General features: G+C 49.5%; 16 protein-coding genes. 5 read left to right on the forward strand and 11 right to left on the reverse strand.

Annotated features, from left to right (window positions below; all coding sequences use genetic code 11):
• Positions 1-3: 3 nt before the first annotated feature.
• From ACIDITHRIX25_RS87810 to ACIDITHRIX25_RS87825, 4 genes are all read right to left on the reverse strand, one after another.
• A complete protein-coding gene (locus ACIDITHRIX25_RS87810) occupies positions 4-357 on the reverse strand; it encodes an AbrB/MazE/SpoVT family DNA-binding domain-containing protein (RefSeq protein ID WP_200891330.1) in 354 nt (117 codons plus the stop codon).
• A gap of 45 nt (positions 358-402) precedes the next feature.
• Complete coding sequence (locus ACIDITHRIX25_RS87815; RefSeq protein ID WP_052607014.1) at positions 403-660, reverse strand: hypothetical protein; 258 nt, start codon at positions 658-660, stop codon at positions 403-405.
• A gap of 651 nt (positions 661-1,311) precedes the next feature.
• The gene (locus ACIDITHRIX25_RS87820) at positions 1,312-2,247 is read right to left on the reverse strand and encodes a hypothetical protein (protein ID WP_201732304.1); all 936 of its coding nucleotides are present in this window, start codon (positions 2,245-2,247) and stop codon (positions 1,312-1,314) included.
• Positions 2,232-2,852 carry a hypothetical protein gene (locus tag ACIDITHRIX25_RS87825; protein ID WP_052607017.1) on the reverse strand — a complete coding sequence of 207 codons (621 nt, stop codon included), beginning with the start codon at positions 2,850-2,852 and terminating at the stop codon, positions 2,232-2,234. The genes ACIDITHRIX25_RS87820 and ACIDITHRIX25_RS87825 overlap by 16 nt, the downstream gene beginning before the upstream one ends.
• 607 nt (positions 2,853-3,459) lie before the next feature.
• On the opposite strand from ACIDITHRIX25_RS87825, the gene ACIDITHRIX25_RS87830 reads away from it, so the two are divergent.
• Positions 3,460-4,662 (forward strand): IS4 family transposase, encoded by a 1,203-nt coding sequence (locus tag ACIDITHRIX25_RS87830; RefSeq protein WP_052607018.1) that lies wholly within the window; start codon positions 3,460-3,462, stop codon positions 4,660-4,662.
• 463 nt (positions 4,663-5,125) lie between these two features.
• On the opposite strand, the gene ACIDITHRIX25_RS87835 is transcribed toward ACIDITHRIX25_RS87830, so the two are convergent.
• Genes ACIDITHRIX25_RS87835 through ACIDITHRIX25_RS87855 form a run of 5 tightly spaced genes read right to left on the reverse strand, consistent with a single transcriptional unit; the run spans position 5,126 to position 7,633 of the window.
• A complete protein-coding gene (locus ACIDITHRIX25_RS87835; RefSeq protein ID WP_201732305.1) occupies positions 5,126-5,437 on the reverse strand; it encodes a hypothetical protein in 312 nt (103 codons plus the stop codon).
• 25 nt (positions 5,438-5,462) lie between these two features.
• Positions 5,463-5,978 (reverse strand): transposase, encoded by a 516-nt coding sequence (locus ACIDITHRIX25_RS87840; protein ID WP_201732306.1) that lies wholly within the window; start codon positions 5,976-5,978, stop codon positions 5,463-5,465.
• A gap of 5 nt (positions 5,979-5,983) precedes the next feature.
• Complete coding sequence (locus tag ACIDITHRIX25_RS87845; protein WP_249685680.1) at positions 5,984-6,250, reverse strand: transposase; 267 nt, start codon at positions 6,248-6,250, stop codon at positions 5,984-5,986.
• The gene (locus tag ACIDITHRIX25_RS87850; protein WP_249685620.1) at positions 6,147-6,947 is read right to left on the reverse strand and encodes an IS1595 family transposase; all 801 of its coding nucleotides are present in this window, start codon (positions 6,945-6,947) and stop codon (positions 6,147-6,149) included. The genes ACIDITHRIX25_RS87845 and ACIDITHRIX25_RS87850 overlap by 104 nt, the downstream gene beginning before the upstream one ends.
• A gap of 8 nt (positions 6,948-6,955) precedes the next feature.
• Positions 6,956-7,633: a transposase gene (locus tag ACIDITHRIX25_RS87855; protein ID WP_201732307.1), complete on the reverse strand. Its 678-nt coding sequence runs from the start codon at positions 7,631-7,633 to the stop codon at positions 6,956-6,958.
• A 153-nt stretch (positions 7,634-7,786) separates the two neighbouring features.
• Between ACIDITHRIX25_RS87855 and ACIDITHRIX25_RS87860 the strand changes: the two genes are divergently transcribed.
• Positions 7,787-8,587 carry a helix-turn-helix domain-containing protein gene (locus ACIDITHRIX25_RS87860; protein WP_201732308.1) on the forward strand — a complete coding sequence of 267 codons (801 nt, stop codon included), beginning with the start codon at positions 7,787-7,789 and terminating at the stop codon, positions 8,585-8,587.
• A 297-nt stretch (positions 8,588-8,884) separates the two neighbouring features.
• Here ACIDITHRIX25_RS87860 and ACIDITHRIX25_RS87865 read toward each other — a convergent pair whose 3' ends face one another.
• Together ACIDITHRIX25_RS87865 and ACIDITHRIX25_RS87870 are read right to left on the reverse strand one after the other, a co-directional pair.
• The gene (locus tag ACIDITHRIX25_RS87865; RefSeq protein WP_201732309.1) at positions 8,885-9,499 is read right to left on the reverse strand and encodes an ImmA/IrrE family metallo-endopeptidase; all 615 of its coding nucleotides are present in this window, start codon (positions 9,497-9,499) and stop codon (positions 8,885-8,887) included.
• 3 nt (positions 9,500-9,502) lie between these two features.
• Entirely contained in the window at positions 9,503-9,865 is a 363-nt protein-coding gene (locus ACIDITHRIX25_RS87870) for a helix-turn-helix domain-containing protein (RefSeq protein WP_201732310.1), read from the reverse strand.
• Positions 9,866-9,978: 113 nt separating this feature from the next.
• On the opposite strand from ACIDITHRIX25_RS87870, the gene ACIDITHRIX25_RS87875 reads away from it, so the two are divergent.
• From ACIDITHRIX25_RS87875 to ACIDITHRIX25_RS87885, 3 genes are read left to right on the forward strand one after another with little or no spacing between them, the layout of a single operon-like run.
• Complete coding sequence (locus ACIDITHRIX25_RS87875) at positions 9,979-10,248, forward strand: DUF3892 domain-containing protein (protein WP_201732311.1); 270 nt, start codon at positions 9,979-9,981, stop codon at positions 10,246-10,248.
• Between the two features lie 11 nt (positions 10,249-10,259).
• A complete protein-coding gene (locus ACIDITHRIX25_RS87880; RefSeq protein WP_201732312.1) occupies positions 10,260-11,123 on the forward strand; it encodes a CBASS oligonucleotide cyclase in 864 nt (287 codons plus the stop codon).
• 4 nt (positions 11,124-11,127) lie between these two features.
• Positions 11,128-12,021, forward strand: a complete 894-nt coding sequence (locus ACIDITHRIX25_RS87885) for an S-4TM family putative pore-forming effector (protein WP_201732313.1) — start codon at positions 11,128-11,130, stop codon at positions 12,019-12,021.
• Positions 12,022-12,263: the final 242 nt, after the last annotated feature.

Raw genomic sequence — 12,263 nt, forward strand, 5'->3', positions numbered from 1 at the left:
CCACTACTTTTGATCGGCATCCCTCAACTCCCGGACAAACTCATCAGTGATGGTGGAATTGGAAGCGGGAATGACAAGACGACCGTCTTTCTCAATGAGCGAGTCGTCGAAAACCGGCTGGATGCGCAGTGACGCGCCATCGGCCGTTATCTCGACTTCGCCGGAATGAAGTCCTAGCCGGTCCCGTAGTGCCTTCGGCACGACCAGACGACCTGCCTTATCAATGGTTGTTTTCATACCATGAATATACCAGATGAATGGTATAAGAGCGTTAGTCGACAATAAATTCTTTGACGAACAGACGTGGATGGAATTGTCGGCTCCCTGAACCTGACTGCTCGAAACTATAATCGACACCCTATTGTCCTCGCCGTAAACCGATGGGCCAAGTTTTTCTCAGCGTTAGTTTGGTTGGGCGCTCTCACGTATGAACGAGGATGTGCGGGCAGCTTTGGATACAAGCTTGTTGGCATGCAACTTACTAATAGAGACCAAGACGATAATGGCTGCCTGTGACGGGGCTCGCAAAATGGTCGCAACGAACTCGGCTTGTTCCGACTCGTTACCCAAGTGGCCGTCCAAGGCGTTGGCAATCACCGGCCTCCGTAAATTGCTCCGAATTCGTATTACAAAGGAGAGATCAGTTACCGGCGCGTCCACCTACCCCGGACTCCATGAACCCCTTTTAATCCACAGACCTGGCAGCAGGTCCAGGACCTACTCAGTGCTCACAACACCGCCGGAGCGAACCAACAACCACTACCAGCGAGGAAATATCTTTTGCGGGACCTGCGGGTCTCGGGCTAATGATCACAACAGCACGTAACAGATGAGGCACCGAATCTCTCTACATTGTCTGCACTGGTCGAGCGAGAAGGAGCAATCCCGCTCGATCTGCCTAAAGAGCGAACAGGACCGGATCGCTGATCAACTCGCACGGATTTCCGATCTGGTGACGAGTCTCGATGCGAACTTCGAGCAGGCACAAGAAGTACTGGGCGATACGCTGGATCTGACTCGAGCCTGCCACGGCGCCGACATGGAATCAAGCGATGACACGCGATCAGACCGTCCGATTTGACGGCTCATCAGCCACAAGCGGGTACTTGATTCCACACTCCTCTATGACGCGGTGAGCACGATGGACACCATCACCTTGATAGGTTCTGTCATTCATTGCCTTCTCAAGGTCGCAGATAGACCCCTTAGGGATCTGCTTACCAGTGTGCTGAGCAGTGGCGATGACTATGCGAGTGCAACAAAGCCACAGATTGACTTCGATGACCAACTTTACTTAGATCTAGGGAGGAGTCATCGTCGTACGTACTTAGCTCCAAGGCCGTCGATTGTCTCTTCAAGGGGAATGATAAAGTCTGCGATCCAGTACCTACCACACGGCCCACGACTGAGGTGCAAAAGATCTTCTAGGACTCCGAGTACCTCATAGAAAAGGACGGAATCAGGCGCACTTGTGGGATAGCGCACGCGTGCTATCAACGAATATCCCCCGGGTCGATCAAGAAGATCTCCATAGGACGGTAAAGAAACAACTGAGGGATCATCTTGCTCGTAGAGGACCGCCTTATAGAACGCATCAAGTAGCAGGGGTCCAAAGGAAAGGAGCGGTTCGTAAAGCAACTCTTGCGCCGCCTCCCTCCAGCCTGGCACCGTGTCAAAGTTGACCTCTTTTTCCATCTCCTGAGGAAGTGTTCCAACGTGTTCCCGCTCCCAGTCGTCATACTCGCTGAGAACCTGATAGATGAGACCCCAGCTTCCTCTTGCTATTTCCTCGTAAGGGGAGGGAATTGATTCTAACGGAATCAACTCATCCACGAAGGCAGAAAAGGTGGCCTCCTTTGACTCTGCCAGCTGAGGAGCTTCGAAATAGCGAGCGACAGGCCAAATCCTCGGTGCTCGCAGAGCTGCTCGCAGTCCTCTGCGATCATCGATTTCTAGTTCGAGGGGGATTGCACCGTCTTCTAGGACCTGGTTCAACCACCGACCCTCATTACACTTAGAGACTCTGCCTAAAATATCGGATCCACATACAACGACCAGCCCTACTTCTGCACGAAACTCCAATCTGCCTGCCAACACAGACGTCCCTGAGGCGTCCTGAACCAGAACTCTTTGCCTTGCGAATAGTTCTTGATCTGTTGCTGGGTCGAGATGAAGATACCAGATACGGCTAGACAACAGCCGCTGGCGATCAGTCATACCGCGAACTTGGATTACCTTGGTTGGCATGTCACATCCGTCGGCCCTGAAGAATTATTTAGGGTCACCGTAACTCCATCACCAACGTAAGTCGCAGTAGCTGTGCTGTAGTAGGAGTCAGTACGACCAGTCACACAGGCACCATACGCACCGAGACTTACCTCGCTCATATTGGTTTTGGTATAAGATCTTGCGTCCAACAGCTCATAAACACAGTAAAAAAAGTTGCAATACCTCAAGTACAGATAAGTGTTTATAGAAATAGAGCTCTGGACCGCGCCACCGCAGCCGACCGTCCACTGAATTCCTATGGTACCTGGACGATGACTACTGTTGTGAAAGTAGGCTGGTGTCAGCTGACAGTCAGTATGAGGTTGGATAATTATTTGAGGGTTTGTGGTTCCGACCTTTGCAGTGAGCTCCGATGTTTGCAAATAATTTGTGCTACTTAGAGCTTGCTCCTTGCCTACCAGGGTTGAATTTACTATACCATTAGCGCCCATTGGCTCGAACGAAGGTTTCAAAGTTGCGCTAACGTTACTGGTACTACCTAACCCCACCCCGGTTCCTAGGCTAAATATTCCAATACTAACGGCTAAGACCGCCCCCTTCTGAACGATTTTCCACACCTTCATAATTCCCCCTTTTCAGTAGTCCTGCTTACCTGGGTTATCATGTGGTTCACATGCAAATCTTTACACATCGTGGCGACGAGTGTACGAAATTTGGAGATATTTCCGAAAGCGTATTATCTGTTTAGGGGTTTGCCAGAATGCTCACGGGAATGCTAGTTCGGAACAGAAAGTGGTAGCTGGGCTGGCAGATGATTTGGTGTGATTAAGGGTTCTAGATACTGGGTTCGTGATCGACAATCCAAATATTGCCGAGTACCAAGGTACTCTTTGGAATTGCTGATCTGATTGAGATGGGTGTTGTGATCAAGGAGTGGCCACGTGGTGGAATAGATATTAGGCAAAGAGTTTCACCCTCACCTTGTATTAGCGCTTGGTAAGGCAGTCTCTTGGCCTATTGAGACTGAGGAGGCCGAGAGGATAGCTGCTCGTCTATGGGAGGACTAGACCGTTTTCCCGATTGACTTGATGAGTTCAACGAGATGAGACCGGCTGATGATTAGGGAGCTTGAGTTCGGGGAAGGGCGGCGGGAGCTACATGTTGGTGATGGTAACCAGTCTTAGCCTCAATACCGTTCAGTTAAGGATTCCTTTGTGGTAATGTGTATCTATGCCACGTTCTGGTTGGGTAAAGCCCGCAACTGATCGGCGATTGTCCGATCTCGTCTCAATTGGCCTGCTTGCGAGGGTGTTCCCTCCAGATGTTATCGATGAAGCGATCGAGGATGCTGGCCGGAGGGAGATCCGAAACCGAGTTCTTCCCGCCCGGGTGATGGTCTACTTTGCCATCGGCATGGCGATGTATTCAGAGGGATCCTATGAGGACGTCTTCTCCCAGCTCTCCGATGGCCTGTCATGGTCCAAGGGGTGGACTGAGTCGTTGAAGCCTCCCTCGAAATCAGCTCTTTTCCAGGCTCGGCTCCGTCTAGGAGCAGAGCCACTACGTCATCTCTTCACCAAGGTGGTGCGCCCCTTGGCCACCCCAGATACTCCCGGATCCTGGTTCGCCGATAGGCGCGTGATGGCGATCGACGGCACGTGTTTAGATATTGCCGATACCGAGGCCAATGAGGCTCACTTTGGTCGCCCTCCCTCGAGTCGAGGGGACCGCTCTGCCTTCCCTCAGGCACGCCTGGTGGCTCTAGCCGAGTGTGGAACCCATGCAATCGTCGATGCCGTCATCGGCCCCTGTACCAGCTCTGAGGTTGAACTCACTCGAGAACTCATGGGCCGTCTTCGTCCCGGGATGCTCGTGTTGGCTGATCGTGGCCTCTATGGGTTCAACCTGTGGGAGCAAGCTAGCGGTACCGGGGCTGATCTGGCCTTTCGAGTCAAGTCCACCCTGTCCCCGCACCATGAACAGACGCTGGCCGATGGCTCCTGGATCGCCTCCATTCGGCCTACCTCTGGGACGGGTCGTGGCGGGAGAGATCCCCATAAGGTACGCGTTATCGACTACACCATAAATGGTGATGATCGCTATCGGCTCATCACCACCTTGTTGGATCCCGTCATCGCTCCGGCTAAGGAGTTGGCCCAGCTCTATTCAGAACGCTGGGAGATAGAGACCACCTTTGACGAATTAAAGACCCACCAACGAGGAGCGAGAGAGGTCTTGCGTTCCAAGTCTCCAGAACTCATCTACCAAGAGATCTGGGGACACCTGTGTTGTCACTACGCCATCAGAGTCCTCATGGCTGACACAGCAGCGCATTCAGGACGTGACCCAGATCGAATCTCCTTTGTCGCTACACTACGTATCGCCCGGCACTCTGTCGCAAAGGGTGATTTTCCCCCCAGTAGGAACAGCTGAATCCGAACTGATCTGGCTCTTTGCCATGAACACCCTCGCGAAGCGCCTCAATCCGCCTCGTCGATTGCGCTCGAACCCTCGAGTGGTCAAACGTAAGGTCCCCAAGTGGACAGCCAAGCGCCTTAATCACCACCATTGGCCCTCAACCTGAGCATCCGCCGCAGATATGTGTGCTGGTGCTCAACTGAACGGTATTGAACTGAGCCTGAATCCACAGAAATGGACCAGCTTGAGCCCTTCGGTGTGAATCCAAGTCGGTTTTTTGGAACTGATTTAGGTTTGACGGAGGGTCTATGGCTTAAATCTGGTTTCAGAGTGCCAAATATGACCTAATCCCTTTGTGGTTGAGCCTGTTTGGTCATTTTTGAGATTGTGAAATCTCATTTTGGGTATAGTGACCTAATCCCTTGTCTTCTAGAGCAGTTGTTTCAAGTAATACTCAGTGTGTTAGGTAACCAGATGTTCAGGTGATGGCGATCTCAAACTTTCTGATCCGATCAAGAGCCTCTAAGAACTTATCCTTATAGTGCCAGTGTTCTTCAAGATGCAGTATTACTTTTCTAGCTGAACGAGTGATATGTCCTGCGATCTGAAAGTAACACCGTCGAAGCTTTGGTGTGGTTATTACAGTTTCTGTAATAGCACCTATTCGTGCCAGGTTGTGTGCAGTTGCACCGTGCCAGGTTGTGTGCAGTTGCACCGTGCCAGGTTGTGTGCAGTTGCACCGTGCCAGGTTGTGTGCAATTGCACCGTGCCAGGTTGTGTGCAATTGCACCAATGGCTAATTAGACCAGAGCCAATCAAACGGCATTAGCGTTCATGTATCTGGATGGAACATGATTCCGCCTAGAACCTCCTTTGAGATCCTTGATGACTAGTTCGATCTGGGCATGTGCTCGGTGATCAGCCTCAAGGAAAAGCGTTTCGCCTTGTCGATCGGTAATAAATGCGTGATAGTCATAGTCACTAAATAGTGCCAGCTGAGACCCTGGAGTAGGCTTTGTTCTTCCTACGATAAGACGAACGTCTTGTCTATCTCTTGCAAATGCGCGATATTTCCCTGTATTTCCCTGTATTTCCCTGTATTCAACTTCTGCTACATCAGCTCCACCTTCAAGCCAATAAGGAATTGAAGTCCATGTTTCTTCTGGTATGGCTGCAATAACCTGCTTCAATCGTTTTGACATCCGTGTTGTAATGCAAATGCGAACATCACCCGCACTAGCTGCGTCTCTAACGGCTCTTGAGTAGAACCCAGAGTCAAAACGCATGGTTATTTCACCAGTTGCTCCGGCGGCTCTGGCATTGTTGATCATACTTATCAAGTTTCGTAAGCAAGAGCCATTTTGGAATCAGATTCGCGGAGTAGCGGATGTGGAGACGCAAACACACATGTATTGAGAAGTCGCTCTACCAAGGACATTTCAAAGTGCCTTCGGTTGAATCGGTATGCGAATTCCTCGAGGTAAAGTTGCTTATGTTCCTCACGTCCGTGGTATGTTCCGTCGATAAATTTCTTGCAGTTCCCTATCAGGATGTTGAGCCATTTGAATGTTACATGTGCTTGTTCGTCTTTGGATAGAGTGATCGAATGCGCTAGTCCAAGGTCTTTCAGCACATACCCCGTAACTTGGGTTACCATCACTTATCAGCTTGGTATCGGAATCTAAACGTCTCACAAAAACATCTTTGAATGATTTAGCAGTGGTATCTTTGATTACTTCCATGAAGCAATGAGTAGGAGCACCATTGCTAATCGACACTCCAATTAGGACATTGGTTTGTTTTGTTCCCTTTCCTCTTCTGCCTTCGCCATGGCTCTCACCACCTAAAAAGAACTCATCTACCTGGACGTTTCCTCCAAGTTTATATAAACCATTTCGGTCAGCCATTGCTTTTCGTAGCTTATTTAGCATCAACCAGCCAGTCGAATAAGATACTTGAACGAATTTAGCAATGGTAGTAGCCGAAAGACCACGCTTGTCGTTGGACAATAGATAGATAGCGGAGAACCACTTGGATAAAGAGATATGGCTTCGATGGAAGATGGTTCCGGAGGTAACGCTAGTTTGACGGTGACAAGATTTACATTGAAAAAGTGGAGCTCGAGATGCTGCATTTCTTCGATGGTTTGGCCTGATTAAGGTAAACTGGTCAGAGTCACACTTTGGGCATCTAAATCCCTCTTTCCACCGCAATTTGATCAAATGATCTTCACATGCTTCCTCTGAAGCGAAGCGTACCATAAAGCCTGAGATATCCACCATGCCTCCTTTATCGAACATCTGTTCTACTAAAGATTAGCTCCAATCTGGTCTCGGTGGAGGCGAAACTTACGAAACTTGATAAGTATGTTGTTGATTACCTGAGTTACAAACTCTCCGGCACCACGAGCGGTATTGGCGTTGCCTTCACGTGTCACTATTCCAAGAATGTCACCTGTTTTACCAACAGCTGCTAGGTGTGGGTGATACCCCCTTAGGTTGGTATAACCAAAGTAAGCTCCTTCTTTTTTGTTTCCATATACCTGACATATTGTGGAATAAACATCAATGGTGAGCGACTCATCACCTGGACCTACTCCAGCTAGCCAGGCTCGTTCTAGCAACAAAGCTGCAACTCGTTCAACATCTGCGATGTCACTGGTCTCAAAACTACGCAAGAAGACACCAAGAGTGGATGGTGCTGGCATTATCTGACCAAGGATAACTTGCGCATTTGGGCTTTCAAGGATTGCAGTGTCATCAATGCAATCACCACCGGCCAAGATAGATGCGACGATAGCCATAGCTTTTCTGCCAACATTTGCTCGTCCAGGACGATCCTCTAGGTCAATGTGTAAATCAAAGAGATCCCTAAGGCCAAGTCTCTCAGCAAGGGTGATAGGGAGTATTAACCCACTGTTGGAAACTGCGTTCGAATCGTCAAAGGTGACTATCAAACACTCTAAAGCACTAGTAGATGCTCGCATCTAAAAGGTGCTCCTTAAACTGATAGATTTGAATTGTCTTCAAACATCATTCTACCAGTTCAGAGCATTTTTTTAATTCCAAAATCAAAGTTGATCGGCTAAATTTTCGGTGGATCCAGGCTAAAGAGCGAACAAGATCGGATAGCAAGTCGATTGGCACGAATTGAAGATCAGTTTGCTAGCCTCGATGCGAACTTCGGGCAAGTACGAGCAGTATTGGCCGACACGCTCGATCTGACTCGAGACTGCCATACTGCGTACCTGGAAGCGGGTGACAACACCAGGCGACTTTTCAATCAGGCATTCTTCGCCAAGATCTACATCGATGAGGATGAAGAGACACGCGAGCAGACCGTCCGAGTTGACTACAGCGAGCCCTTCGACACTTTGCTCTCACGCCTCATTCCAGCGAGCGTTCATCGCACTCTTGACATAGAAAAAACCGCCCCCAGGGACATTCTGATAGGCGGTTTGAGCGACACGTTGACCGGCACCGAAAAGGTGCAGGGTTCTCATACGGATACTTTGGTGGTCCTCGCCAGACTCTTCTCGAACTCGACCCCATCTGCTCTCTGCCGTGCGATAAACGCCTATCGTCAACTGGACCTGAGCAGGATGATCTGTAAACGAGTCGGTCGGGTGCACCCTAACCGAGCGAAGCGGCTAAGCGACACGCAACTCGCCCGTCTGGTTGACCGATATGAATCCGGCGCAACGGTATACGAGTTGGCCTCAGAGTTTTTGATTGACCGCCGTACCGTCTCGATCCGCCTTAAACAGCAGGGGGTCATCATGCGCTTGCAACCGCCTGCGGAGGAGACTGTCGACGAGATAGTGCGACTCTATGAATCAGGCTTGTCTATGAGCAAAGTAGGTCAACAAGTCGGCTACTCGGCAGATTCGGTTGGTAGCCACCTGCGAAAGCGTAGAGTCAAAACCAGGGAACCACGATGACGACCATAGACCATCGTTCAGAATAATGCGACCAAATGATCTCGCTTAACTCTGTCATCTTCCATTGTGTTGTTGCTCAAGTGGGTGACAATCATCGACACAAGTTCAGCGCTACGTGACAGAATCAGGCCAACTGGCTAGTCCCCGCTTATGCCCCATAATACAACCCTTCCATCACCTAAGCTGGTCGAGCCGAAACACCCCACGCTTTGATGTAATGTCGTGGGTATGCGACCACTAGAGCTTCCGTGTCACGAAGAATCAACGTTGATTGCGTCAAACTCGCTAGCTCAAAAGTCAAAAGCTTGCATACTTCTGTCTATAAAAAGGCTTGCCATAATATGATTCTTCCAAAATTTTCCACTTTGCATGAATCAAACTGCCTGTGGCCGCGTATCCTAAGCGCTCACCGCGCTTTGCTAGGCCTGCGTAGCTTAATGTGGTACCAGTCTCTCGCTTAAGCTCGACAATGGCTCGCTGTACTGTTTCCAAACCCACGGGTTGGCGAGGACTGACACCACGTTGGTGAAGCTCGTCCACGAAGAGAGCTTCAGGTAAGAGTAGTTCTGCTGCGAATACTTCTGCGGCGATTTCACGCACATCTGAGCTATTCTCGACAGTGCCACAAGCGCCGTTATCGATCAGATGATGCTTTAGCTCGTGCGCAAGCGTAAATAACTTTGGGTCATTTGGTAGGTCTTTATAAACCATCACCGTCGGACCATCTTCGTCACATATGTATACTCCTCGCAAAACACGCAGCTTGACCGGCCAATAAATAAGATCAATTCCTTGGTCCTTGTATATCTTGCGCATTTGCTGAAGCTTAAGAGATGGACCATCGATACCATATTTTTCTCGAACCAGGAGAGCCTCGACTTTGGCATGAGCATAAGTTTGGCTTCGGCTCATTGCTCAGCCTTTGTTTTTTCCGATTGCTTTGTGTACATACTTTGCTCGTCTGAACTCAGCGAAACGAATTAGTTCCTCAACATCGCCAACCGGTAAAGCTTCTGCTGCTCGTAGTAAAGCTTCTGTCTCTTTCTTGACGGGATCTGTATCTTGCGGAAAAAAAGTAAGTATGGACTGCTGGAAGAAGCGAGCTAGCTTATCCAAGTCAGCCAAATCAGGCTTGTATGCTCCAGTCTCCCACCTTGACACTGTATTAGCAGCTACACCCAACTGTTTTGCGAGCGCTTCCTGTGAGAGGCCCGTCTCTCCGTAGGTGGTACGTAGCTGCCGTATTCTGCCTGCCACATATTTCAAAACATCTGTCATTAAATATGTCCTCCTGTTTTAGTAAATAAATATCCTATAACTGTTGACATACGCTATTGAGCTACCATATACTAAAAGAGTATCATAACTCAACATGAGAAGGAAGTATAAAAATGGTCCAAATCACTGCGATCCATATGGTCGGGACAGAACATCACCAACATATTGATGAAATGAAGTGGGTCAATTCTGGCACGGGCGCCACGGGTGCGAGTACCCGCGAAGCTATGGTCACTTTCGTTCGCAGTAATCCCGACCAAGCCTACGTTCAGGGGCCAACGATGAGAGCGTTCCTGCGAGTACGTGAGGCAACCCCGCCTTACGTCCAAACCTACGCCGATAGCACTTGGACAGATAACTTATTGAGCTTACCGAGGTATTAGGAGGTAAACAAATGGCCAAGACAGTTACAGCATCATTTGCTAAGCTCCGACAGAACTTGGAAATCACGGATCTTCAGGCTTCAACTGTCTCGACGAGACAAACGAACGTAAGAAAAGCCGTTGAAAAGGACTTCACGGTACTTAAGTCGTTCCTGACGGGCTCATACAAGAGATCAACAATGATCGCTCCCCTCCATCAGGCTGACGTTGACATCTTTGTAGTCTTAGATGCTAATTACTTTAAAAGCGACGGGCACGCGGCCTTGCTCGGCGGAATACGGGCGACTCTACTGAAGACATATCCCAGCACTCCTAAAATCAGCCGAAATGGACACGCCGTGACGATTTCGTTCACTGATTTCGAAATTGACGTGGTCCCAGCCTTTAACCGCAAAGGCGGTGGCTTTTTGATACCGGACTCAAGTAACAAACGATGGATCGAGACGGATCCAACTATTCATGAGACCTACATGAGCAAGTCGAACGCTGACCATGGTGGGACAGTCGTTCCAGTTGTCAAGATGATCAAGGCCTGGAATCGGGAGATTTCACGAAGTTTCGTTCCGTTCTACCTAGAGCTAATCGCTGTAGAGATCTTTGCTGGCGTAACCCTCAGTTCAGATTCAAGCGCAGTTCGTTACTTCTTTGACAAAGGCCGTGAACGGATCAAAACGAAAGTCAAGGACCCTGCTGGTCTTGGAGAGCAGATTAATCCTCTCTTCGCGACCAAGACTGTCTTTGACGCAGTCAATCGCTTTCAGGTCGCTTACGACAGAGCGATCAAAGCTGAGCAGTTTGATAAGAACGGCAATACTTCCGCTGCAATAGTCGAATGGAGAAAGGTATTCGGAGATTACTTCCCGGCATACGGTTAGTTCTATGGCACAATTTTCCTCTTCGAATCCATCCATGCATGACATTGGTGTTGCGCAACACAGTGATCGCAATCTTCGCAGGCAAGAAGCCAAAGACCGCTTCTATAAAATAGGAAACCGTTGGCACTTTTGGGGAGCGTCAGCAGCCATTGTCTTGGCGCTAGCATCGCCACTCGTGCTCGTGTACGAACCAGACTGGGGTCCGTTGCTCGGAGCAATTGCTGGAGTATGGATCTTCATGTCCCGCCTCCTTTTCGAACCTCTCAAGCAGGGCTACCAGGTAAAAGGGGCCTCTGCCCAAGAAATGTTCGATTGCGATGTCCTTGGCCTCACCTGGAATGATGCACTGATTCGTCAGCCTTCGGAGGAGGAGATCCGATCGGCAAGTAAAAGATTCAAAGATCCGAAGTCAATAAAGAAGCATTGTGACTGGTATCCCACCGATGTTGATATTGCCTGGCCAAGAAGTGTAATCACTTGTCAACGATCGAATGCCGTCTGGGCCAGACGTCAACATCATGCATATGGATGTTTTCTTTTGGTCTCCGCATTCGCATGGGCAATCTTCGGTGTGATCATCGCACTTTTACAACAAACGACGCTCGCCGGATACCTGACGACCATTGCTCTCCCATCGCTCCCAGCTGTCCTTGACGCCATTGATCTATCGAAGAAGCATTTCCTGGCATCATCCCGTCGCCAACATCTTGAAGACGAGACAAATGCACTGTTCGATAAGAACGATTGCTCGCATGAGGCATTGCGGGAGATCCAAGATCAGATATTCGATTTGCGACGTGATGCTCCACCAGTTGCTGGGTGGTTCTACTGGATTTTGTCCAAGACCTACGAGGCAGACATGCGTTATGCTGCTAAAGAAAGAGCAGTTCATGACTGAGGTATCCCAGATTCTGTGGATACCAGTTATGCCAACCTACGATGTTGGTGAAGAGGATAACGCAATGATAGCAACGAGGTGGAAGTTGACGCTAGAGTGAGAAAATCTAGTTAAAGTTAACCTCCACCAAGCCCTCAGGCAGTATGGCGTGGAGATGAGAAACCCCTGGGACCATCCTCGTCACCGCCGGTGCTGACGCTCCAGATCCATCTTCCGACACATGACCACCTCAGACGAATCGA

The sequence above is a fragment of the Acidithrix sp. C25 genome, from assembly GCF_904848545.2.

What these genes read in the sequence shown, in the direction of transcription:
- ACIDITHRIX25_RS87820 (WP_201732304.1), bottom strand. Translation starts at nt 2,247, where the DNA reads ATGCCAACCAAGGTAATCCAAGTTCGCGGTATGACTGATCGCCAGCGG.
- ACIDITHRIX25_RS87825 (WP_052607017.1), bottom strand. Translation starts at nt 2,852, where the DNA reads ATGAAGGTGTGGAAAATCGTTCAGAAGGGGGCGGTCTTAGCCGTTAGT.
- ACIDITHRIX25_RS87830 (WP_052607018.1), top strand. Translation starts at nt 3,460, where the DNA reads ATGCCACGTTCTGGTTGGGTAAAGCCCGCAACTGATCGGCGATTGTCC.
- ACIDITHRIX25_RS87840 (WP_201732306.1), bottom strand. Translation starts at nt 5,978, where the DNA reads ATGATCAACAATGCCAGAGCCGCCGGAGCAACTGGTGAAATAACCATG.
- ACIDITHRIX25_RS87850 (WP_249685620.1), bottom strand. Translation starts at nt 6,947, where the DNA reads ATGTTCGATAAAGGAGGCATGGTGGATATCTCAGGCTTTATGGTACGC.
- ACIDITHRIX25_RS87855 (WP_201732307.1), bottom strand. Translation starts at nt 7,633, where the DNA reads ATGCGAGCATCTACTAGTGCTTTAGAGTGTTTGATAGTCACCTTTGAC.
- ACIDITHRIX25_RS87865 (WP_201732309.1), bottom strand. Translation starts at nt 9,499, where the DNA reads ATGAGCCGAAGCCAAACTTATGCTCATGCCAAAGTCGAGGCTCTCCTG.
- ACIDITHRIX25_RS87870 (WP_201732310.1), bottom strand. Translation starts at nt 9,865, where the DNA reads ATGACAGATGTTTTGAAATATGTGGCAGGCAGAATACGGCAGCTACGT.
- ACIDITHRIX25_RS87875 (WP_201732311.1), top strand. Translation starts at nt 9,979, where the DNA reads ATGGTCCAAATCACTGCGATCCATATGGTCGGGACAGAACATCACCAA.
- ACIDITHRIX25_RS87880 (WP_201732312.1), top strand. Translation starts at nt 10,260, where the DNA reads ATGGCCAAGACAGTTACAGCATCATTTGCTAAGCTCCGACAGAACTTG.
- ACIDITHRIX25_RS87885 (WP_201732313.1), top strand. Translation starts at nt 11,128, where the DNA reads ATGGCACAATTTTCCTCTTCGAATCCATCCATGCATGACATTGGTGTT.